Origin of the sequence: Pseudomonas californiensis, from assembly GCF_021147775.1 — a bacterium.
Taxonomy (GTDB): domain Bacteria; phylum Pseudomonadota; class Gammaproteobacteria; order Pseudomonadales; family Pseudomonadaceae; genus Aquipseudomonas; species Aquipseudomonas californiensis.
In genome coordinates this window covers 1-23,178 of sequence record NZ_JAGTPK010000009.1, presented here as the reverse complement: position 1 = coordinate 23,178, position 23,178 = coordinate 1, and the positions used below count along the sequence as shown (strand labels likewise).

20 protein-coding genes are annotated in these 23,178 nt (G+C 55.8%); 12 read left to right on the top strand and 8 right to left on the bottom strand.

Features of this window, described 5'->3' with window-relative positions:
* Positions 1-23: 23 nt before the first annotated feature.
* Entirely contained in the window at positions 24-1,088 is a 1,065-nt protein-coding gene (locus tag KDX37_RS10630) for an aromatic ring-hydroxylating oxygenase subunit alpha (RefSeq protein WP_231652662.1), read from the bottom strand.
* A 281-nt stretch (positions 1,089-1,369) separates the two neighbouring features.
* Positions 1,370-2,209 (bottom strand): LysR family transcriptional regulator, encoded by an 840-nt coding sequence (locus tag KDX37_RS10625; RefSeq protein ID WP_231652661.1) that lies wholly within the window; start codon positions 2,207-2,209, stop codon positions 1,370-1,372.
* Positions 2,210-2,347: 138 nt separating this feature from the next.
* On the opposite strand from KDX37_RS10625, the gene KDX37_RS10620 reads away from it, so the two are divergent.
* Positions 2,348-3,103, top strand: a complete 756-nt coding sequence (locus KDX37_RS10620) for a gamma-glutamyl-gamma-aminobutyrate hydrolase family protein (RefSeq protein WP_231652660.1) — start codon at positions 2,348-2,350, stop codon at positions 3,101-3,103.
* Positions 3,104-3,275: 172 nt separating this feature from the next.
* Positions 3,276-3,824, top strand: coding sequence for a cupin domain-containing protein (locus KDX37_RS10615; RefSeq protein WP_231652659.1), 549 nt, complete (start codon positions 3,276-3,278; stop codon positions 3,822-3,824).
* 20 nt (positions 3,825-3,844) lie between these two features.
* On the opposite strand, the gene KDX37_RS10610 is transcribed toward KDX37_RS10615, so the two are convergent.
* Positions 3,845-5,938 carry a TonB-dependent receptor family protein gene (locus tag KDX37_RS10610; RefSeq protein ID WP_231652853.1) on the bottom strand — a complete coding sequence of 698 codons (2,094 nt, stop codon included), beginning with the start codon at positions 5,936-5,938 and terminating at the stop codon, positions 3,845-3,847.
* A gap of 290 nt (positions 5,939-6,228) precedes the next feature.
* Here KDX37_RS10610 and KDX37_RS10605 point away from each other — a divergent pair, with 290 nt between their 5' ends.
* The 3 genes from KDX37_RS10605 (at position 6,229) to KDX37_RS10595 (ending at position 7,923) form a co-directional block, all read left to right on the top strand.
* Positions 6,229-6,453 (top strand): metallothionein, encoded by a 225-nt coding sequence (locus KDX37_RS10605; protein ID WP_231652852.1) that lies wholly within the window; start codon positions 6,229-6,231, stop codon positions 6,451-6,453.
* 65 nt (positions 6,454-6,518) lie between these two features.
* Complete coding sequence (locus tag KDX37_RS10600) at positions 6,519-7,301, top strand: OBAP family protein (RefSeq protein ID WP_231652851.1); 783 nt, start codon at positions 6,519-6,521, stop codon at positions 7,299-7,301.
* 73 nt (positions 7,302-7,374) lie between these two features.
* Entirely contained in the window at positions 7,375-7,923 is a 549-nt protein-coding gene (locus KDX37_RS10595) for a cupin domain-containing protein (RefSeq protein WP_231652658.1), read from the top strand.
* A gap of 87 nt (positions 7,924-8,010) precedes the next feature.
* On the opposite strand, the gene KDX37_RS10590 is transcribed toward KDX37_RS10595, so the two are convergent.
* From KDX37_RS10590 to galE, 4 genes are all read right to left on the bottom strand, one after another.
* Positions 8,011-9,180: a zinc-dependent alcohol dehydrogenase gene (locus KDX37_RS10590; protein WP_231652657.1), complete on the bottom strand. Its 1,170-nt coding sequence runs from the start codon at positions 9,178-9,180 to the stop codon at positions 8,011-8,013.
* Positions 9,180-10,040 carry an SRPBCC family protein gene (locus tag KDX37_RS10585; RefSeq protein WP_231652656.1) on the bottom strand — a complete coding sequence of 287 codons (861 nt, stop codon included), beginning with the start codon at positions 10,038-10,040 and terminating at the stop codon, positions 9,180-9,182. Before KDX37_RS10585 ends, KDX37_RS10590 begins: the two co-directional genes overlap by 1 nt.
* A gap of 89 nt (positions 10,041-10,129) precedes the next feature.
* Positions 10,130-10,639, bottom strand: coding sequence for a ferritin-like domain-containing protein (locus tag KDX37_RS10580; protein ID WP_231652655.1), 510 nt, complete (start codon positions 10,637-10,639; stop codon positions 10,130-10,132).
* Between the two features lie 117 nt (positions 10,640-10,756).
* Complete coding sequence (gene galE / locus KDX37_RS10575) at positions 10,757-11,785, bottom strand: UDP-glucose 4-epimerase GalE (RefSeq protein ID WP_231652654.1); 1,029 nt, start codon at positions 11,783-11,785, stop codon at positions 10,757-10,759.
* A gap of 422 nt (positions 11,786-12,207) precedes the next feature.
* Here galE and KDX37_RS10570 point away from each other — a divergent pair, with 422 nt between their 5' ends.
* The 6 genes from KDX37_RS10570 (at position 12,208) to KDX37_RS10545 (ending at position 20,729) form a co-directional block, all read left to right on the top strand.
* The gene (locus KDX37_RS10570) at positions 12,208-13,350 is read left to right on the top strand and encodes a glycosyltransferase family 1 protein (protein WP_231652850.1); all 1,143 of its coding nucleotides are present in this window, start codon (positions 12,208-12,210) and stop codon (positions 13,348-13,350) included.
* Positions 13,338-14,528: a UDP-galactopyranose mutase gene (glf, locus tag KDX37_RS10565; protein WP_231652653.1), complete on the top strand. Its 1,191-nt coding sequence runs from the start codon at positions 13,338-13,340 to the stop codon at positions 14,526-14,528. Before KDX37_RS10570 ends, glf begins: the two co-directional genes overlap by 13 nt.
* A 2-nt stretch (positions 14,529-14,530) precedes the next feature.
* Positions 14,531-15,676 (top strand): glycoside hydrolase family 1 protein, encoded by a 1,146-nt coding sequence (locus tag KDX37_RS10560; protein ID WP_231652652.1) that lies wholly within the window; start codon positions 14,531-14,533, stop codon positions 15,674-15,676.
* Positions 15,677-15,679: 3 nt separating this feature from the next.
* Positions 15,680-17,434: an ABC transporter ATP-binding protein gene (locus KDX37_RS10555; protein ID WP_231652651.1), complete on the top strand. Its 1,755-nt coding sequence runs from the start codon at positions 15,680-15,682 to the stop codon at positions 17,432-17,434.
* A gap of 123 nt (positions 17,435-17,557) precedes the next feature.
* The gene (locus KDX37_RS10550; RefSeq protein WP_231652650.1) at positions 17,558-19,162 is read left to right on the top strand and encodes a hybrid sensor histidine kinase/response regulator; all 1,605 of its coding nucleotides are present in this window, start codon (positions 17,558-17,560) and stop codon (positions 19,160-19,162) included.
* A 547-nt stretch (positions 19,163-19,709) separates the two neighbouring features.
* Positions 19,710-20,729 (top strand): hypothetical protein, encoded by a 1,020-nt coding sequence (locus tag KDX37_RS10545; protein ID WP_231652649.1) that lies wholly within the window; start codon positions 19,710-19,712, stop codon positions 20,727-20,729.
* 257 nt (positions 20,730-20,986) lie between these two features.
* On the opposite strand, the gene KDX37_RS10540 is transcribed toward KDX37_RS10545, so the two are convergent.
* Complete coding sequence (locus KDX37_RS10540; RefSeq protein WP_231652648.1) at positions 20,987-21,235, bottom strand: hypothetical protein; 249 nt, start codon at positions 21,233-21,235, stop codon at positions 20,987-20,989.
* A 202-nt stretch (positions 21,236-21,437) separates the two neighbouring features.
* Between KDX37_RS10540 and KDX37_RS10535 the strand changes: the two genes are divergently transcribed.
* Positions 21,438-21,917, top strand: a complete 480-nt coding sequence (locus KDX37_RS10535) for a hypothetical protein (protein WP_231652647.1) — start codon at positions 21,438-21,440, stop codon at positions 21,915-21,917.
* Positions 21,918-23,178: the final 1,261 nt, after the last annotated feature.

Genomic DNA, 23,178 nt, shown 5'->3' with positions numbered 1-23,178 from the left:
AAACAGGGCCGGTAGCGTTCAGCCTATTTGACGGCTGCCACGGGGATCTGGTTATCGGTGCTGGTCTGTTCGCTGGCGATCAGCCGTTCGAGGATCTTGCGCGACTGCACGCCGCCCGCGTCGATATTGAGCTTGAGCAGGTTGCGATGCGGATGCTGGAGCAGGTTCTGTTGCTGACGTTCGAGCATTTCCAGGTCCTCGGTGAAGATCTTGCCCTGGCCTTCGCGGATGCTGGCGGTCAGTGCTTCGTCGCCTGGGTTGAAATTGCGTGCCATGCCCCAGAAGTACCAGATCGATGTGTCGGTTTCCGGAGTAATGAAATCGACCACAATGCTCGATGCCTTGAATTGCTGTGGGGCGTGATAGCCGCCTTTGCCAGCGTGCGCCACGCCCACTTCGATCAGGACATGGCTGGGCGGGGTAAAACGGCAGATCTGCCAACGGTCCACCGGCACATCATCGGCCAGATTGTTGCCGCGCAGCGCCATCTGCCAGAACGGCGGCGGCATGATGTTCTCCATGTGACGCGCAGTGATGACTTCTTCGCCTTCTACCGTGGTGACGGGAGGCGCCTCGTCGATTTCCTTTTGCCCGATGCTGGAAGCATGGACGTAGGTTTCGTGGGTGAGGTCCATGAGATTGTCGATCATCAGGCGGTAATCGCACTGGATGTGAAACAGACCGCCGCCGTAGGCCCAGTCATCGCTGACGGCCCATTCAAGGTGGTGGATCAGTGCTGGGTCGGCCTTTTCCTGATCGCCTGGCCACACCCAGACAAACCCGTAGCGCTCGACGGCAGCGAAGGTCTTGTTGCAAGGAAAACCGCGCACCCGCTGACCCGGCATCGAAACGGTCTTGCCGTCGCCGCCCATCACCAGGCCGTGGTAGCCACACACCAGTTGGCCATTTTCGACATAGCCGAGCGACAGCGGGGCGCCGCGGTGCGGGCAGAAGTCTTCTACAGCGACTACTTGTTGGTCCTGATCGCGATAAAAAACCATTTTCTCGTTGCAGATCTGACGCCCTAACGGTTTGTCGGCGACTTCATCTGCCGTGCAGGCGACGTACCAGGTATTTTTCGGATGCATGAGGGTTCTCCACGGTTTGTTTTTATCTTATGGATCCATCAGGTGGGGCATTTCCTTTTGTGTTGATATTAATGCCACAAGGTAGGGGTAATTCCAATGATTAATTTGATTAACTATTATTTAATGGATCCACGGAGCGTATTTTTCGACTACACGACTGAGTTTTTGGCCAGAAGCTACGGGTGCAATGGATCCGCTCGGATCCCGGCAGGGTCTGAGGGCAGGTACAGGCTTCTGGTTCAGTCCGGAGTTTGCAGGGCAGCACGAAGCAGGGGAGTCAACTAATCCAGCAGGGTTTGTACCGAGCGTAGCGCCCGACAGTCCGGACGTGTCAGCAACCACAGGTCGGTGGTGCAACCTTGCAGGGCGTCGCTCAACGTCTCGACGCCCGGTAGGCCGCGAGCCGTGAAGTCGGTCATGGCCGCCACGCCGAGCCCGGCGGCGACCAGTTGTGAAACTGCCGACATGCTGCTGCAGCGATAACGCGGTGTCAGGGCAGGGAAGGTCTGTTTGCGCCAGATCACCGATGCATGTTCGGGCATCGAATCGTCCGGGCTGATCCATGGCAATGCCGCCGGCGTCTGCTCCCACGCCAGGCGAAACTCGGGTCGACCACACACTAAGTAGTCAGCCGTTCCCAGACGCCGTCCAATCAGGTGCTCGGGCGGCGCGTTGGTCAGGCGCAGGGCAATGTCGGCGTCCCGGCGGCTCAGGTTGGCGAACGAGTTTGAGGTCGCCAGCTCCAGCGTCAACGCTGGATAGCGCGGCATGAACTGCGCGAGCGCTGGCAATAAAAGGCTGTGCAATACCGATTCAGTACAGGTCAGTCGTACCGTGCCGCTGACCACTTGATTGCCCTGTTGCAGAGCGATGCGCGCAGCTGTGAGCGCCTGCTCTGCCTGTTCGGCCTGTTCTGCCATGGCGGTAGCGATTTCTGTGGGCAGGTAGCCACGGCGATTTTTTTCAAACAGGGCAACACCAAGCGACGCTTCGAGGCGGCGGATGGAGCGAAATACAGTAGAAATGTCGACGTGCATCAACTCGGCAGCGCGGGCCAGTGTACCTGCGCGGATCAGAGCAAGGACCAGAGAAAGGTCAGCGTGGGTGACTTCGTATTGCATCGCTGCATGACTCCTTTGCCTGAGGGCCCATATTCATTGCGCGGCTGACTATCCTAGACTGCTCCTGACCGGGTTGGATAGCGCCGATGCGTTGCTCGCCGCCCATTGATCCTCCTCAGCCACGAGGGCAAGCAAGCCATGACTGCACTTCCTTTGATTGGCGTGACTGCCTGCCGCCAGCAACTGGGCAAATATTCTTCCCATACTGCAGGGGATAAATATGTCGAAGCGGCAGCGTTCGCCGGCATCCCCTTCGTTCTGCCTGCACTGAATGTGCCGATTGATCCTGCACAGCTGCTGGCACCGCTGGACGGGTTACTGTTCACGGGTTCACCGTCCAACATCGAGCCGCATCATTACAATGGCCCATCCAGCATTGAGGGCACGGTCCACGACGTGTTTCGCGACCGCAATACCTTGCCGCTGCTGAGAGCTGCCATTGCTCTGGGTGTGCCGGTATTGTGCATCTGTCGGGGCTTTCAGGAGCTGAACGTCGCATTGGGTGGCAGCCTGCATCAACGGGTTCAGGATCTGCCGGGTTATCTCGACCATCGCGAGCCAAAAAACGATTCACTGGCAGAACAGTACGCGCCCCGGCATGCCGTGGCGGTACAACCAGGCGGCGTGCTGGACGCCTTGGGGCTGGCACCCGGTTTCGACGTGAACAGCCTGCACAGCCAGGGGATTGAACGGTTGGCGTCCGATCTTCGGGCGGAAGCACTCGCACCCGATGGCCTGGTCGAGGCTGTATCGTTGCCCGGTTCAGCCGGGTTCGTTTTCGGTGTGCAGTGGCACCCTGAATGGGAATTCAAGGACAGCCCGGTTTCGCTGCGTATATTTGAAGCATTTCGTCAGGCCTGCCTGAGCCATGCCCAGCTTCGCGCACAGCGATAACGGGCTATCTGTGAATCAGGTCTGAACGAAGCGCCGTCTGGTGAAGATCAGCAGCTGAGCTGAGTGGCCAAACGTGATTTAATATCCGGCTTTGCGGTCTATGGCAGGTGGGTCAGTACCACCGCGCCGGGGCCTTGCCTCTTCACCGGATATTTTTCGCATAAGGCCGCTAATGGATACGGGAGCACGACTCAAGCTGGTGCGTGAAAGCTACAAGCTGTCTCAACGCGAACTTGCCCGACGCAGTGGTGTGACCAATGCCACAATTTCTCTGATTGAACAGAATCGTGTCAGCCCCTCGATCAGCTCCCTGAAAAAACTGCTGGAAGGCATCCCGATGACGCTGGCGGACTTTTTTACGTTCGATCAGCCGCCCGGGCCGGATCAATATGTGTTCCGCGCAGGTGACCAACCGGATCTGGGGCGCAATGGTGTGCGTTTGCTACTGGTCGGGGCAACATTGCCCAGCCGTCAGATGCGTTTTCTGCGTGAACAGTACGCACCGGGCTCTGATTCTGGCGAAGAACCCATCGTGCACAGCGAAGGGGAGGAGTGCGGGCTGGTGACCCGTGGCACCGTCGAGCTGACCATTGATGGTCAGGTCAATATTCTGGGGCCTGGCGATGGCTACTATTTCCCTACCACCTTGCCTCACCGGTTTCGCAACATCGGCCAGGATGAGGCCGAGATCATCAGCGCCAACACGCCTGCAAACTTTTGACCGCTCGCACGCGTGATCCTTTAGCGCAAACTCCAGGAAACCCCCGCATAGATGCCTCTGCCATCGCCAGGCGTGGAGCGTGCAATGTCCCGCCCGTTGTCGTCGTAACCCGGCGTAACCGTATTGGCGTAGCGCCGATTGGTCAGGTTGCGCAGGTCCAGCCAGGTTTGCCAGTCCTCCTTGGGCGATGCATAGCCCAATGTCGCACCCAGCAGCGTGTACTGATCGGCATAGAACGAGTTGGCGTAGTCGACAGCGATCTTCGAGGCATGCTCTGTATTAAGCCCGACGTAAACACCGCTCAAGTGGCTGTAGCGCAGCTCGGCCTGATAGTAGTGCCGCGGGATGCCAGGCAAGGCGTTGTCGCCAAAGCGGTCGTCGTCCCGGTAGTGGAAGTCGTTGTAGGTGTACGCCTGGCGCAACGCCAGACGGCCATTGGTGCCTTGCCACAGTGGGCTATCGAGGCTCGCCTCGATACCTTTATGGATCGTCGGGCTGGCGTTGGATTCGGCAACCACTTGCGAGTCCGTTGCGCTCGCCGCCTGGGTCTCGACGCTAAGCAGTTCATGCTTGACCTGTGAGTAATACCACCCCAATTGCCAGTTACCGAACCCGGCCTCACCCCGACTACCGAGTTCCAAAGTAGTCGCGGTCTGGTTTTCAAGTTTCACGCCAACACTTTGCAGTCCCGTCGCCGCGCAGCTCCCGGCAGGGAAGAACCTGTTCGACCCCCAGATCATCGACCATGCATGGGGCGGTTCAACCGAGCGGCTGAGGTTGCTGTACACCTGCATTGTCGGGTTGAAGTCATAGCGCAGGCCCAGCCGGGAGGCGTAGTCCCAATCGTGAGTACTGACCGCCTGCTGCGTAGCGGGGTAGGTAACCTCGGTTTCGCGGCGGGTATAGATCGCCGCCAGGCCGGTGGTCAGCCACAGATCCGGGATCAGTTCCAGGTCGTTGCTCAGGTGCAGCACGCTGTCCGAGCCGAGATAACTGTAATCACGGGTACGAGTACCTGGCGCGTAGCCGGCGGTATTACCTGCGGGCACCCGGACATATTCTGAAGCACCGTTGTCAGGCATGCCCCTGGTAGTCCGCAGGCCCAGCGTGGTGTTGCTTTGCAGGCCGAACAGCGTGTCTTGACGGATGTAATTGAGCGTACCGCTGATATCTGTATAGGCGACCTTGAGGCGGTTGGTTCCTTCACGCAGGTCCATGGGGTAGTCGTGGTAAACCAGGCCGGTCTCTACCCGGGAATTATCGTCCAGGTAGAAGGTGGTCTTGTTGCCCAGCCAAGTGCTCCCCGGCTGTAGTCGTTTGGAATCGCGCGCTACGTTCAGGGCATTGGCAGCACGCGAATCATGACGGATCTGATCCCGCGTCAATCTGCCGGGGGATTCGTTACCGGTTTCCCGGTAACGAAAAAAGAATCGGGTTTCGAGATTGGGATTGAAGCGATAACCGACATTGGCGGCCACCCCTTTGCTGCCCCCGGCGCTCTGATCCTGAAAACCGTCGTAGTTGGAGTCGGTCAGGCTGACGTAATAATCCAGATCCTCCAGTACCTGGCCAGAGCTGATCTGACGCTTGGTGTAGCCATGACTGCCCGCTTCGTAACGCACTTGTAGTCTGGGCGCGTCGTGGCCGGTACGTGTGACGTAGTTGATTGAACCACCGAGGGCCAGTGAACCCAGCTCAAAGCCATTGGCGCCGCGGCGCACTTGCACATGGCTCAGCCATAGCGGCTCCTTCAGCTCGTAAGGTGTGCCGCCGGGGCCGGTCAGGGGCAAGCCATCGAGCATTTCGAACAGCCCCGAGGCATGTGCACCCGGTGCCCGGTTCAGGCCAGAGCCCCGGATGGAGATCTTTGCGCCTTCATTGTTGGCCGCTTTGGCGTAGACGCCAGGCTGATAGCGAAACACATCCTCGTTATTGGCCACCCGACCTTGCTCGACGCGATCAAGGTCCACAACATTGGTGCCGCCAGACACCTTGCGCAGTGCGTCCACCGCCATTGCAGCCGGACGTTCTGCAGCGCTGCTTCCATCGACTTCAATGTTGGCCAGGTTGACCGTTTGCGAGCTGGCCCTGGACGCATCGTCCGCGTGGTTCATGCCTGAATAAACCAAGGCAGCGCTGAGGCCCAGCCATTGCAGGGGCAGTGTCAGCGGCGACAACGGAAAGGGGGGAGTGTGTTGCACGTACGTACACCTTTTGACCTGGGCCATCAACCGCATGGGACAGCCTGTGGGGAACAGGTAGTTCGATGCTGGATGTTTTCACCGGGTCACTCGCATCACACCGTTTGTCGGTGATTGAAGCAATTCCCGACAACTATCCGCGCAAGCCTGCTTCAAAAAATCATGAGCTGAACAACCCGACCAGCCTCACCAAGGAGAAGCCCATGACCGATGAAACCTGTGCCTGCGAGCGGTGCGATTGCTCAACCCGACGTGACAGTGCCGTTGAGCGTGATGGCCAGCGCTTCTGCTGCCCGGCGTGTGCCGACCATCACCCGAATGGCGAGCCGTGCGAATCCTCCGGCTGCCACTGCGAAAAAATCGGGGAAGAAAAGCTCGACGATGCGCTCGAAGAAACCTTTCCCGCCAGCGACCCGATTTCGCCATGAGTTATCAGGACAATCCCGGCGCTCATATTCAACGCAACGTGCCACCTGCGATTCAGGCCGCGGCTATGGCTTTGCTGGCGGGCGTACTTTCAGCCTGCGGCGGTGACGACACTCGCCCGCCGGTTGAGTCGCCCGGATCGGACAAACAAGTCTCCACCAAAGTGCTGGAAACGGGGGCTGATGCGTTGCAATCCAGGGCGCCCCTGAATGAGCTGAATACTTACCTCGACGGCTTTCACTTTTACAGCGGCACTCAGGCTTCGCAGATGGAAGCGCATCACTACTGCTCGATCCTCAATGAGGAGGTCATCCAGTGCGTGATCTACGACGGCAACGTCAAGGATGCGCACCTGATGGGCGTGGAGTACATCATCAGCGCGAAGCTGTTCGAAGGACTCCCCGCGGAAGAAAAGGCGTACTGGCACAGCCACTCCCATGAAGTGACGTCCGGACAATTGATCGCGCCGGGTATGCCGCAGGCCGCCGAACACGCGTTGATGAACAAGTTGGTGAATACCTACGGCAAAACCTGGCACACGTGGCATACCGACAAGGACAGACGTCTGCCGCTGGGAGTGCCTCAATTGATGATGGGGTTTACCGCTGATGGTCAGGCCGACCCGCAAATGATCAAGGATCGCGATGCACGCATGGGCGTGGACAGTGAGCAAAAACGTGAGTCACGCAAAGACATCACACCAGAGCCAGTTCTGCCGGGCGCGAATGCCTGGATGCAAGGAAAGGTTATCCAGATTCCCGACCCGACGGGCGCAGCCTTGCATCATCATCCTGCAACACCTGCGCAAAGCGAGGAGGGCGGTACCAACAGCCGTTCTTCGGCGCCTTGAAAGGGTCACGGCTTCAAATATATGCGTCTTTGTACTGTGACGCCTCACTCATTCAGTCAAAGGAGGTTGCAACATGACCAAGCTGGACGGCAGCTTTAATCATCAGGAGTGTTCACTGCTGGTGCCGCACGTCATCTTTTTCGAAGACGACGGCGTGACACCCAACAGCCCGTTCCCGGTGCTGATTTACGAGCTGTCAATCGGTGACGGGGTGGACGCAGCAGCGGCATTCGAAACACTGTTCCAACAGAACAGGTGGTCGCCACTCTGGCGTGACGGGGTGTTCGACTATCATCACTATCATTCGACTGCGCATGAAGTTCTGGGCGTCGCGAGCGGGAGTGCCACGCTTCGGCTCGGGGGCGAGCATGGCAGCGATATGCATGTCAAAGCTGGAGATGTGATTATCCTGCCAGCTGGCACAGGGCATTGCCGCAGTGAGCAAAGCGAGGACTTTCTGGTCGTGGGTGCCTATCCGAAAGGTCAGGAAGACTACGATATCCAGCGAATTGATCCTTCCATCCATGATCAGTCTTTAGAAAGAATCGCCAAGGTGCCAACGCCAGAAGTCGATCCGGTGAGTGGCAAGGATGGTCTGCTGGTCAACACGTGGATCGTCTGAGGCAAACTGTTCGAGCCCTGTTCGAGCCGTCAAACGCGCTGACCCTCATGCTCCAGGCGAGGCTGCTGTCAGCCTCGCCTGATTGCGTCAGGGTCTGAACACCGCTCGCAGGCACTGGTCCGACTTCTCCTTGAACATGTCATAGCCTTTGGGTGCATCCTCCAGGCTCATCAAGTGCGTCAGCAGAAACGAAGGATCAAGCTCACCTTCCTGAATGTGCTTGAACAGAGTTGGCGCATAGCGCTGACCGGGCTGCTGGCCCGAGCGCAGGGTCAGCGCCTTGTTGACGATTGCGCCCATCGGGAATTTGTCCAGCAACCCGCCATACACCCCGACTACCGATACCGTCCCACCCTTGCGGCATGCCCTGATCGCCTGGCGCAATACGGTGCCCCTTTCGGTGTGCAGGCGCAGCAACTGCTTGGCCTTGTCGTAGGCATAATCGACTTCGGTGCCATGCGCTTCCATACCGACGCAATCGATGCAGCGATCAGGCCCGCGCCCGCCAGTCAGCTCCAGCAACGCCTCGTGGACGTTGGTGGTTTCATAGTTGATGACGGTAGCACCGCCTTTCTCTTGCGCCAGACGCAGGCGATCGGGGTAGCGATCAATTGCGATTACCTGTTCAGCGCCCATCAGAAATGCGCTGCGGATCGCCATCTGCCCGACACCACCGCAACCCCACACCGCGACAACATCACCGGGTTGTATGTCGGCATTGTCAGCAGCGAAGTAACCCGTGGGTGCAGCGTCGGAAACGAACAATGCCTGCTCATCCCGAACGCCTTCAGGCACGTTGAAAAGGTTTACATCAGCGAACGGGACCCGCACGTAGGTTGCATGACTGCCCGCGTAGCCGCCGAATGCATGGCTGTAGCCGATGATGCCGCAGCAGGGCTGGCCATACGCGATGTCGGTGGTCGATGGGTTGGGGTTGGAGTTGTCGCAGCAGGAGAAATCACTGCGTTTGCAAGGCTCGCAACTTCCGCAACCAATGATCGAAATGGTGATTACCGTGTCGCCTTTCTTGACAGTTTTCACTGCAGAGCCTGTTTCAACCACTTCGCCAAGGAACTCATGGCCGATGATGTCTCCCGGTTTCATGGCTGGCACGTAACCGCCCAGCAAGTGAAGATCAGAACCGCACACCGATGACAGTTTGACGCGAATGATTGCGTCCTTAGGGTTGAGGATGGCCGGGTCCGCGACGGTGTCGACCTGCAGGCTGTTGGGTGCTTGCCATGTCAGTGCTCGCATCAGATGTTCCCCCGTTCCATTTCAGACTGCGGCCGCGGCTCGGCGTCATCGCGCTGTGAGTGAGACGTTTCGCCGTTCTCATGGGTGTGAGCATGCAGAAAGATGAAGTCACGAACTTCCTGCGCGCGCATCTCATTGGTGCTGACTTCGCCGGTTTCCAGCTGTTGTTTGATTGTGCCCAGAAGGTTGAGCAATGCCTTGTCACTGAATGAGCTCACGGCGCTCGCGAGCGCATAGCCAAGGGGGCCACCTGCCGGCTCACAGACGGCGACTACCTTGAGCTCAGTGCCGCGGCTGGCCGGGGCGGGCTTCAGTTGTGCCGTTATATCGTGCTGCCATTTCCCGGCAGGCACTGTGTGCCAGCGCAAAATGGAATCTTCCTGGAACTCGTCCAGATGCAGGGTCCAGTTGATCGTACGGCCCAACGGCCCACGTACGGTCCATTTGCTGGTGTGCGGATCCAGCGACTCAAGAGTATCGACCCACGGTATAAGCGGGCCGATATTCTGTGGCTGTTTGAGAAACTCGAAGACTTCATCGAGTGGCCGGGCGATGGTCACGCTTCTGGAAATGGCCTCACTGGCTTTCCAGCCGTGCGTGTGCTGAAAATGCTGCTCGAAAGGTGTCTGTATCAGCACGCGTTTCAACGGGCAGCTCCCTGACACACCACGTATCAGGCTGTATGCGCCAGCAGCGGCTTGTAACCAGCCACTCAGGCCTCCACGCCGTAGAGCGTTGATCAATAGCAGACTGCCCGCGATAACCGACAGGGCACGCTCAGGCGTTCGCAAATCAGGTTGTTTCAGTTGTCGCGTCGTAGACTTCACGGCGACCAGAGGGGATAGAGGGGATTGATTCATGAGTCACTCCTCGTTGAATCAGAAAGCATGGAACTGCCGAGCGGCAACTTCAGTGATACGCGCTCGACTTCACTGTTTTTCCATCTTTTTTAGCGTTTGGCTTCCACATTCGGTGATTCCGAGCGGTTGAGGAACGCTTTGGTGAGCTCTGGCAGGTGCTCCCTCAGCCAATCCGCCATGGCAACTTCCTGCGGCAGAATCTGTTCGCATATCGCTTGGGTTTCGGTATCGCCGCACTGTTTGGCGGCTTCGATGAGTACCGTGTACATGGCAATTTCGATGTTTTCGAAAACGTAGCCGCTCATGGCTCCTTTGACGACTTCATCCGAATTAAACATGCCGCCCGCAGCTTGTCCCAATGCCATCAGTTTTCCGGCGATGTCCTTCACTGTTGAAGGGCTGCTGCCCAGGCGAGTGATGCACAGTTCGAGGTTCTGTTTCTGTCCATGGGTCTCTTCAAGATGCTGTTCGATGCGTTTTCTCAGGGCGGGATAATGCTCAAGCCGCTCGGCCTGAGCTTTGAGCATGCTTTCGGCTTGCGTTTCCATCGCATGGGCATCGCGCAGCCAGTCGAGAAGATTATCGTGCTTGGTCGCCATGATGCTGTACCTCTTTCAAGTAGTGGTGTTGGGTAGAAAGGGACTGGTATGGCCCGGTTCCGAATGTTTGGGGATGCAGTGACAAATGGCCCGGCGAGCCATGAACATTGCCGCCGGTCACCCAACCATGGCATCCACTTGGTAGCCTTGCGGGTTAAGGCATTGCCAACGCCAGGCGTCCTGCAACATCGCAGTCAGATCATGTCGGGCGCGCCAGTTCAGGTCACGCCAGGCCTTTTCCGGGTCGGACCAGCAGGCTGCGACATCTCCAGAGCGCCGAGGCTCGAATACCAGCGGAACGGTCACGCCAGAAATACGTTCGAAAGTCCGCACCACCTCCAGCACCGAATAACCGCGTCCGGTGCCGAGGTTCCAGACAGAGACCCCACGCTGATTACGGATGTTGTCGAGCGCGCAGAGGTGCCCTTCAGCAAGGTCCATGACGTGCAGGTAATCGCGTACACCGGTGCCGTCTGGTGTCGGATAGTCCTTGCCGAACACATGCAGTGCTGGTCGCTGCCTGTTCGCGACCTGAAGCAGATAGGGCAGCAGGTTATTGGGTATATTGCGCGGCGATTCTCCCAACATGCCGGAAGGATGTGCGCCGATCGGGTTGAAGTAGCGCAGCAGGCCGATCGCCCAGCGCGGGTCTGAACTCGCAACACTTTTCATGACGTGTTCAGCCATGAGTTTGGAGTGCCCGTACGGGTTGGTCGGGAGACCCAGGGGACAATTTTCGTCCAGCGGCATGCGGTCGCATTCGCCGTACACGGTGGCTGATGAACTGAACAGCAAGTTGAAAACACCTGCTTCAGCCATGGCCTGGCAAAGGTTCACGCTGCCACTGACATTGGTTTCAAAATACCGCAACGGCTCGCGAACACTTTCACCCACAGCCTTGAGCCCCGCGCAATGCACCACGGCGTCAATCGGATACTGAGCGAACAGCCCTTTCAGCGTTGCCTTGTTGCGTATGTCTCCAGCAATGAAGTCCAAATGGCGCCCTGTGATATTGGCGACGCGATCAAGCGTTTCCTGGGAGCTGTTGCACAAGTTGTCGAGTACGACAACCTCGTTGCCGTGTTCAAGCAGCGCCAGCACTGTATGAGCGCCAATGTATCCCGCACCACCGGTCACTAGGATCATGATCGTCCTTCCTTTGGTTTCGCCGCCTCGACACGAGGCATGCCGACAACTCCCTCGCGGCCCTGAATGCAGGAGCGTGGAGCGTGTACGAGCGAAAATCAGGACCTATCGACCGGGTGAAGTGACGCACTGCAGGACCAAACAGCATTCGCTTAAGACTAGGGAAAGTTTGGCGAGCCTGAGTTCAACGATTTTTTCTCAACGGTGCATGCAGTTCATCGGGATAACTGAACGGCAATGCAAGCGGCTTTTCAATAATTCCAAGAGCGCACAAGCCTGCCGCCTGCTCCATGCGCACAGTTGCCTCCCACGAAAGTGAATGCAGTCGAAGCGCTCTTTCCGAAGGCGCCCCTCAGATTCAACCCGACACTTTTCATACGAACTTCTTACGAAAGGGAACCTTCATGAGCCGTCTCGAAACGATGCACCATGAACCGTCGACTGCAGAACACCTCAGCAAAAGTGTGCGCCCGGTATTGCTGTGCCTGTCTCATTTGAGATGGGGATTTGTGTATCAGCGGCCCCAGCACATCATGTCGCGTCTGGCGCAGGACTACGATGTGCTGTTCTTCGAAGAACCTGTCTATTCTGATTCGCCCGACAGTTGGCTTGAACAGTTGCCTCAGGAATCGGGGGTGCTTGTCCTCGTTCCGCACCTGCCGCATCACATGACCGCCGAGCAGAATCATCAGGCCCAGCGACATTTGCTGGATGAGTGGCTGGACGGACACCCGCCCAGCGAGCTTACGGTCTGGTATTTCACCCCGATGAGCCTGGCGTTCACTGATCATCTCTGGCCGCGAGTGACGATTTTTGATTGCATGGATGAGCTGTCGGCTTTCAAAGGCGCACCTCCGGAACTGTTGGACCGGGAGCGTGAGCTCCTATCGCGGGCAGACGTCGTGTTCACCGGCGGCTACAGCCTCTGGGAGGCCAAGCGAACCCAGCACGACAATGTCCATGCGATGCCCAGCAGCGTTGATACCCGCCACTTTGCCGCCGCCCGCAACGCGTTGGCTGAACCCGCTGATCAAGAACACATACCGCATCCACGCGCGGGTTTTTTTGGTGTGATCGATGAGCGCTTTGACATCGAGTTGATCGAAGAACTGGCCAGATCCCGGCCGGACTGGCAACTGGTGTTGATCGGTCCTGTGGTCAAGATAGATCCTTCAATCCTTCCACGGCTGCCCAACATTCATTATCTGGGCGGCAAATCCTATGACGAGTTGCCTGCATATCTCGCTGCCTGGGACGTTGCGTTGATGCCGTTTGCCATCAACGAATCCACTCGTTTCATCAGCCCGACCAAGACCCCCGAATACCTGGCGGGAGGCTGTCCGGTGGTGTCAACAGCGATCACCGATGTGGTGAGAACCTACGGCGATTCTGGCGTGGTGAGCATTGCCAGTACGGCGGCACAGTTTGCTCTGGCCATGGATGAGGCGCTTGCGAAAAAAAGCGCGCCCTCCGATTTCGCCCGTCAGGCAGACGCGGTACTCGCTGACATGTCATGGGACAAGACCTATGCGGCCATGAAGGAGCAGATCCAATGCGTGAAATAACCTTCGAGGCCGCCACACAGGCGCCACAGAGCTATGATTATCTGATAGTGGGGGCAGGGTTTGCGGGGAGCGTCCTCGCCGAAAGACTGGCTGGTGAATCAGGCAAGAAAGTGCTGCTGATCGACCGACGCCCTCATATCGCGGGCAATGCTTACGATCACCTGGACAGCGCAGGCGTGCTGGTTCATCGCTACGGGCCGCACATCTTTCATACCAATGCCGAGCGTATCGTCGAGTACCTGTCACGATTCACCGAGTGGCGAGACTATGAGCATCGCGTGCTGGCCAAAGTGGACGGGCAATTGGTGCCAATCCCGATCAATCTGGACACCCTGAACAGCCTGTACGGGCTGAATATGAACGAGGAAGAGGCGCAAGCCTTTCTGGCCTCACGCGCCGAACCCGTCGAGATGATCCGAACCTCTGAAGATGTGGTCATCAATCAGGTAGGCCGCGAACTGTATGAAAAATTCTTCCGCGGCTACACGCGCAAGCAATGGGGGCTGGACCCCTCGCAATTGGACAAGTCCGTGACGTCGCGTGTGCCAACCCGAACCACCCGAGACAGTCGTTATTTCACCGACTCGTTCCAGAAAATGCCCCTGCACGGTTACACCAGGATGTTCGAACGCATGCTCGACCATGAACTGATCGACGTGCTGCTGGATGTCGACTTCGCGCACGTGCGTGACGCCGTTCAATTCCAGCACTTGATCTACTGCGGGCCTATCGACGAGTACTTCGGTTACTGCTACGGCAAATTGCCTTATCGCTCATTGCGGTTTGAGCACCAGACGCTGGACATGCCGCAGTTTCAACCGGTAGCGGTCGTCAATTATCCGGACGAAAGTGTGCCGTATACCCGCATTACCGAATACAAACATCTGACCGGCCAGACGCACAGCCAAACCAGCCTGACGTATGAGTACCCCCGCGCGGAGGGCGACCCGTATTACCCGATACCTCGCCAGGAAAACGCTGATCTGTACAAGCGTTACAAAGCGCTCGCCGACGAGTCCGACGACGTGACCTTCGTCGGGCGGCTGGGCACCTACAAGTACTACAACATGGATCAGGTGGTTGGTCAGGCTCTGGCGTTGTATCAGCGACTGATACCTGTGCCGCTCGCTGCCGGGCAGACGCCTTGCGTAGTAACTGAGCAACCTGCAAGGAGTTGACCATGCAGCGTCTGTTCAACAGCTTTTTCGTCGGTGGGTTCGAGTGCTCGACCCATCGACGCAGCGACGGTGTAAGGCTCGACTTGCTGGAGGCCACCGGGCATGCCCGGTGGTCAGCGCAGGACTTCGCCGCGATGGCTGCTTCTGGCATCCATACGGTTCGCGATGGCTTGCGTTGGCACTTGATAGAAACACGCCCTGGCGTTTATGACTGGAGCAGTTTCCTGCCCATGCTGCGTGCTGCTCGGCGGCAGGGCACGCAGGTCATCTGGGACCTGTGTCATTACGGCTACCCGGACGACATTGACATCTGGCGCCCCGAGTTTGTCGAGCGATTCGCGCGGTTTGCAGCGGCGGCTGCCAGGGTCGTGCAAGCAGAAGGTGAAACGCTGCCGTTCTACTCGCCCATCAACGAAATCTCGTTCTGGAGCTGGGCGGGTGGAGATGTCGGTTATTTCAACCCATTGAGCGAACATCGCGGGATGGAGCTCAAGCATCAGTTGATCAGAGCAAGTATTGCGGCGATAGATGCGATACGCGAAATCGAGCCCCGAGCCCGCTTTGTCCAGGCCGATCCGCTGATCAATGTCGTGCCGGCCGGCTCGCGAGGCGATGAGATCGATGCTGCGGAGGGGTATCGTCTGGCCCAGTTCGAGGCTTGGGATCTTCTCAGCGGTCGTCAGTGGCCGGGGCTTGGAGGTCGGCCTGATTACCTCGACATACTTGGCGTGAATTTCTACCCGCACAACCAGTGGGTATTCAATGGCCCTCGGGTACACAGGGGCGAGCGGGAGTACCGGCCATTTCACAGCATGCTCAAAGAGCTGCATGCCCGTTACGGCAGACCGATCCTCATATCCGAAACCGGCGCAGAGGACGAAGAGCGTTTGCCCTGGTTCAGGTATGTAACCGATCAGGTCAGCCAGGCGATGCGTGCGGGTGTACCGGTGCAGGGGATCTGCTGGTACCCGATTCTGGACTATCCCGGCTGGGATGATGGGCGTTACTGCCCGACCGGTCTGTTCGGCTATGCAGACGGCGAGGGCCAGCGAGCGCCTTTTCACCCCCTCCAGACGGCGATCAGAGAATCATGTGACGCGTTCATTCATCAGGGGCTGGAAGCACAGATCGGACACAGGAGTGTTTGACGCATGCGAACTCGTCACAAGGCATCGTTGCCTGGACAGGCATTACCTTTTCTCACCCGTTATGTTTTTTTGAGGCCTTGGCATTTCGGCGTCATGCTCCTGTTGATCATCGGTGCTGCCAGTTGTGCAGTGGCAGTGCAGTACGGCATGAAAATGCTGGTTGATGTGATGACAGTCGGCGACCGCCTGAGCGAACACATCTGGTTCCCGTTCTGGCTGTTTCTGGGGTTGATTGTCGTCGAAAACGTGTTCTGGCGGCTGGGCGGCTGGCTGGGATGTCGGACCATGGTCGCCAGCTGTGCGGATATGAGGGTGGATCTGTTCAATCATCTGACCGGACACCCGATGCGCTATTTCACGCAGCATTTCTCGGGCTCGCTCGCCAATCGGATCTCGTCCGCAGGTGCTGCGGCAGGTTCAATTTATGGAGGGTTGGCCTGGAAGATTATTCCGCCCTGCGTCGATTTTCTCGGCGCGATCATTGTGCTTTACACGGTCAAGGTCAGCATGTCGGTTGCGCTGATTGTGTGCGTCTTGCTGGTAGCTGCCTTGATCATTCTGGTCGGTGTGCGGGGACGAGCCAAGCATGTCGACTTTGCGGCCCACTCCGCGAGAGTGGGCGGCGAGATCGTCGACCTTGTGTCCAACATCTGGACCATCAAGGCGTTTTCCGCCCGTGATCGCGAACGCCAGCGGCTGGAGCAGTCTATTGGGGTTGAAGCGCGCGCGCAGCGACGCAGCTGGATCTACCTTGAGAAAGCTCGGGTTCTGCACGATATCTGCCTGTCGGTCATGGCTGGCGGCATGCTGGGGTGGGCAGTCACGCTCTGGCGCGACGGCACGATTACTGCGGGCGATGTAGTCATGGTCAGCGCGCTTACGTTTCGTATTCTGCATGGCTCGCGGGATCTTGCCCTTGCGTTAGTAGATACAACACAGCAGGTCGGCGTGATTGCCGAAACGCTGCGCATCATTCTTCAGCCTTACGCGCTGAAGGACGCCGAGGTCGAGTTTGAGCCCGGCCGCGGTGCCATTCGCATGATTGACGTGTCCTACCGTTACAGCGAGGGGCGACAAGTGTTTACCCACCTGAACCTGGAAATACCAGCCGGGCAACGAGTCGGTATCGTCGGATCATCTGGCGCAGGCAAGTCGACACTGTTGAGCCTTTTGCAACGACTGGACGACGTCAGTGGCGGTGTCATCCTGATTGACGACCATGATATTCGGGCCGTCAGTCAAGACAGCCTGAGAAAGCAGATCGCCGTCGTGCCACAAGAGCCCATGCTTTTCAATCGCAGTATTTACGAAAACATTGCTTACGGGCTGCCTGATGCCAATCGTGAAGACGTTATTCAGGCTGCACGAGAAGCATACTGCGACGAGTTCATACGGGCCTTGCCTGAAGGCTACGACACCCGGGTGGGCGAGCGGGGCGTGATGCTGTCAGGGGGGCAACGTCAGCGATTGGGTCTTGCGAGGGTATTCTTGAAGAACGCGCCTGTTTTGATCCTTGATGAAGCGACGTCCGCACTGGACTCTCATTCAGAAGCACTGATTCAAGCCGCATTGGCTAAATTGATGCGAGGTAGAACGGTATTGGTCGTCGCACACAGGCTGTCTACAGTTGCTCAGTTTGATCGAGTGGTTGTCCTGGAAAACGGCCACATCATAGAAGATGGCCCACCAGCGCAATTGCGGCGCCAAGGCGGTGTCTATGAGTCGCTTTGGATGGCCCAGACTCTTTCAGGAGGGTGATGACAGCCAACGCTTCAGAAGCCGCAGTCATTATTTTCGCGAGACGAGAACCATTTTAAGGGTAAAGAAGTCGTAAGCGTGTGAGTGCCTGTTCACGAAGTCGCTTTTCTTGAGGGTTGTAGAGTGTCGGAAAATAAAACACGTGTCGATAACGAGGCCAGTGGAACTATCTCCCATCGGGGCAAGGATATTTTCTTCGCGGCGGTTGAAACGACACGCATGCCCATGATCGTCACCGACCCCAATAGCCCGGACAATCCTATTATTTTCGCCAATCGTGCGTTTCTGGAAATGACCGGCTATAGCGCGGACGACATCATTGGCTCCAATTGTCGATTCCTTCAGGGGCCTGATACAGACAGATCCGTCGTGCAAAGCATTCGCACCGCGATAAAAGACCGTACGGATATTTCCACGGAAATCCTCAACTACCGCAAGGATGGTTCCTCTTTCTGGAACGCGCTTTTCATCTCTCCCGTCTTCAATGACGACGGCAAGCTGATTTACTTTTTTGCTTCGCAGTTGGACATCAGCCGGCGACGGGACGCTGAAGAGGCGCTGCGTCAAGCGCAGAAAATGGAAGCGCTGGGGCAACTCACGGGCGGTATTGCCCACGACTTCAATAATCTACTGCAGGTCATGGGCGGTTATATCGACCTCATTGGCAGTGCTGCTGAAAAGCCCACTATTGATGTGGCTCGCGTACAACGCAGTGTTCATCACGCCAAGTCAGCTGTTGATCGGGCCAGTACGCTGACCAAACAATTGCTGGCGTTCGCACGTAAACAGAAGTTGCACGGGCGTGTTCTCAATCTCAACGGGTTGATTTCAACGACCGAGCCACTTATCGAGCGAACGTTCGGCTCTGAAGTGGCCATTGAAACCGACCTCGAACCCGATTTGAAGAACTGTCGAATCGATCCGACTCAGGCGGAAGTCGCGTTACTGAACATTTTTATCAATGCGCGGGATGCGTTGATTGGGCGGCCCGATCCGAAAGTTTGTATCGAGACCCGGAATCTGATCGTCGATGATCTTGCGAATATGTCTTATGACGGGCTGCTGCCTGGCCGTTATGTCAGCATCGCAGTCACTGACAACGGCATTGGCATGCCCGCCAGCATCAGAGACCGCGTAATGGACCCATTCTTTACCACCAAGGAGGAGGGCAAGGGTTCCGGCCTGGGCCTCTCTATGGTGTACGGGTTTGCCAAACAGTCAGGCGGTGCGGCACGTATCTATACGGAGGAGGGCGTTGGCACGACGCTGCGTCTTTACTTCCCGGTTGACGAAGCTGGGCTGGCCAAAGCCGAATCCCCACAGACACCAGACAAGCGTTCAGGTAGCAGCGAGCGGATTCTGATCGTTGAAGACAGACCTGATGTGGCCGAGCTGGCTAAAATGGTTCTGGATGACTACGGCTATGTTTCGGATATTGTCCTGAATGCGCGTGAAGCGCTGAAGAAGTTTGAGTCGGGCTGCAGCTACGACTTGCTGTTCACTGATCTCATCATGCCTGGCGGCATGAACGGTGTGATGCTGGCTCGCGAGGTAAAACGTCGCTATCCCAAAATCAAGGTATTGTTGACCACGGGATATGCCGAAAGCTCGATCGAGCGCACGGATATTGGCGGTTCAGAGTTTGACGTCGTCTCCAAACCCTGTATGCCAAATGACCTGGCCAGAAAGGTCAGACAGGTATTGGACGGGCCTAACGGTATCGCGTGACGGCCAGTTTGTTTCGCATGCAACGCCAGTGTTCACTCTGTGGGTCACTGGCGTTCTGGTAAATAACCTTCTGATTGTGTTTTCAATCATATCTGTCGGTGCGCAATGCCGACTGATTCAATAAATCGCAGAACTGTGGATACTTATCGTCTCAATTCTTGACACGCAGGAAGCCAAACGGAACTCGGAACTTGCCGTCTGCTCTCCGGCGTTCACGCGCCCCATTAACTGGACTTGCATAATGGCCGATTTCGCTTTTTAACTGTATCTGTTTTGAGAATCAATCGCGTGTTGCCACAACAGACATCAGACAACTGAGTGTCCCTGTTCGGCTGTTGAACAATATAAAAACAGTCTGCTGCACAGGCGGGAACAGTTGGAGCCTACGAGGTTGATTACGTCCCGTTGGCGAAGAAAGTTTTAAATATTTTCGGCCAAATAAAGAAAATCAATAAATAAATTAAACTTCCTGAGTGTGTGCCGGGTCATTGGTTTGTACGCCAAAACTGTTTAGCGTTCTCTGCCACTGACTCGAAGGATTACCACTATGATTCGCGATGACCGTATCGCCCCGGGCGCCCCTGTGTATCAAGATACCCATGCCGTGGCACCGCTGCTTAAACGTATTTCCTGGAGTGCGATCTTAGCGGGTGTTGTACTGGCGATGGTTGTTTCATTGCTGTTGAGTGTTTTGGGCACTGCTATCGGTACGGCCAGTATTGATCCGATGCAGGAAGCCAATCCGATGTCGGGTATTGGCACCGGAGCCGGTATCTGGGTGGTTGTCAGCTCTGTAGTTTCTCTGTTTGTGGGTGGTTGGGCTGCAGGCCGTCTGGCTCAGCGCGAAGGCGCCTTCCATGGTTTGCTGGTTTGGGCTACCGTATCGTTGATCACCGTATACCTGGTATCCAGCGCAGTGACAGGTGTTGTTCGTGGCGGCCTTAATCTGGCTGGCAGCGGCATGTCTGCATTGGGCAGCGGTATTGCTCAGGTTGCACCGGCATTGGGCAACAAGATTCAGGACCAACTGCGCGAACAAGGCATTGATTTCAACCTGAACGATATTCAGGGCGAAATCGAAACAGCCATGCGCCAGACCGGCAAGGCTGAACTGAACCCTGACACCGTCAAGCAAGAAGCTCAGGCAACCGGGCAGGATGCACAGAATACCGCCAAGCAAAGCGCTTCCAATCCTCAGCAGGCCGATGAGCAACTGGGCGGCCTGATGGATCGCATCAAAGAGAAGGGCGACAAGGCATGGGACGCAGCTGATCGTCAGGCGCTGGTCAACCTGATCAAGGCTCGCGGTAACAAGACCGACGCTGAAGCCAACCAGATCGTTGATCAGGCGCAGGCCAGCTATCGTCAGGCTTACGCCAAGTACCAGGAGTTGAAAGCTCAGGCAGAGCAAAAAGCACGTGAAGCCGCTGAAGTTACAGCCAAGCGTGTTTCCCAGGGCGCGTGGATTCTGTTGATCACCCTGGTGATCTCGGGCCTGGTTGCTGCGGGAGCAGGTGTACTGGGTCGTCGCACTCAGCCACCAGCTAAAGTAGTGGCTGCTGTTTAAAAAACATTGATCTGGCGATAAAAAGCAGTAAATGGGGAGCGCTCGGCGCTCTCCATTTTTTTGTCTCGAACAAGATAGATATTTGGTCAATAAGGCAGCCGCTTATCGAGATATAAGTTGCAATCAACCTGCTCTGATGACGGAGCTCAAGGGAGTGGGGCGAGCGCGAGAGCTCGCCTGACTGTTAACTCGACTAAATAGTCATTTAGTATAGTTATTACTTGTGGTTATTAAGATCACAATAGGTGAGAGGGTGCTCAAAATCCACCTTCATCCTTCTTGATCTTCAAATGCTCCAGCAGCTCAGCCACTTTTTCTGTGCTCATAAAACTAACCTGGTTGTGCAAATCATCTGCACTTGCCTGAGCTTTTAGCCAAGTGTCAATTTTTTCCTGGTCGGGAATTTCCCGTTTTCTCTCTGCACTGATCAGCTCTGCAAATCGAGCTATTTGCATTTCAAGCAGCCATTCAACCTGCGTCAACTCTGTCCAGTTTCTGTCTTTCACAAAACCTCCTCAGTGTGTGATGAACAACTCCCAAGCATCACCTGGTGATGAACAACTCCCAGGCATCGCCTGGTGATGAAGAACTCCCAGCGCCGGCCGTGATGAAGAACTCTCATCAGGTAGCTTTTTCCGACCAGCATTGCTGCAGATTCGGTAAAATCTCAGCTCTCTAATGGATCATCAAAACCCTAGGAATCTCATAATGCAAATCAACCAGCACTACCCAAAACATCCTCCAACCGTTGGTTCAGTTCTGCTGACGTCCTATGAGTCCTTCGCACACCAAAATGAAATTCCAAAGGCTCGTGCAGCTGAAGCTCTAAAAATCGGAGAACAAATTGCAGGCGGTTTTGATGATGATAGTCAGCATTTGGCTGCACTAATGTTGCTTTTGTCAGACGTGCCTGAGGATCCTTTGCTCAAAGCATCTGCCGCTCAAAAGGGTTCTGTTTTAGGCTTGGCATCCCTCAGTTACGTAATCTTTCGCCATTCTGCAGGCGCAAAAGCGCGTCAGATTTTGAACGAAGGTGGTGGCGTTTTTTTGGTCAAGCTGACAGGAGTTCAAGATGCTCCAGGGGCTGAGATTCAAATTTTCAGTACGTGGCAGGAGTATCAGATTTTTCTTGAGCCTATTCTTAGAGGCGGGGATTTTGGTTCGGAGAATGTATCGTCATTCTCATAGCAGCAGTTTGCGGGGCACTGGCTTCAAATGTGACCGCCAGAGCCCCTCAGCTCTGTATAGGACGGTTCGCATAATGTATATTATGTTAAATTAAGTATCTGGAAGGCCGCACTGGAATGTCCAATGTCACTAGCAGTACCTAGATGTGACGGTCGCGATTTGATGAGACTTTCCCATCCGAAGAGCTCTTCACCCCCGTAAACACTGGGTCTTGGAAGCTGATCCTATTCGGCCATGGGCCGATTTTCGACGAAATGAAGAGCCTGGAATTTTAAGATAGTTCGCCTATCTATCTGATTTAATTTGGTTTTTGTTCAGGTGGCGTCGTCGGGAGTGCTAACGAAACTTTGAGACTTCGCGGTTCCGCTTCCTGGCCCGCATTCTGGTCAAGAGCACTCACAGCGGGGGCTGTAGAGGCATTTGCAGCATTTGTGGGACTTGGTAAGCATCTCGGATTTTGCGCAATTGGAGAGACTTGGTGCTGATCATTCACGGTTCTCCTACGAAAAAATCACGAAAATCGTCTAAATAATTTCCAGAAATTGTCTGGATTTGCAAAAAATGTGAGATGTCGGAAATCGCTGGTGTGTCCATCCCCCCGGATTTCGGGGAGGTCGTGCGTTTATAAAAATTCAGAGACTTTGTCACACCAAGTATACTTTTCAATTAAAACGAGACTGCGTCACAAAGGCTGATCGCTCCGCCAATATCAAGGTATTAATGCAGTATTAGAAAGGGTTGGCACTTTACCAATTACCATTAAATTAAAATTTGGCAATATTTGGTTAATGACTGGCAATATTATCTTATTTATTTTTATTGGTGTTGCTTATAACTCTGCGAAGTATAAGTCAATTTTTTTCGCATTATAATTCGTGCTTGCTTGGGTGTTGCCACAGCTGCTTTCCAGCTATACCATCGTTGACCTCCCTATCACTTTATCTTTGAGCAGGGCTCAAACTTCCAGTAACTATCAGAACTGGAAGTCTCAATTCCTGGCGTCGGTGATCGAAAATGGCTTTTGACCCAAATCCACTATTTGAAACGTTTGAAGCTTTTTTAGATCAGGATTTTTCGAGAGACAGTTCATCTATCAATTGTAACCGCTCCATTAACCCCACATTCAAAGCACTAAGCTAATGCCAGATGCTGGGCTCCCGATTCTCTCAGGAGCCCATCGATCATGATGCGACCCGACGCCAAAGTCGAAAAAGTGTACCTCTACCCCAAACCTGTGGACTTTCGAAAATCCATCGACGGA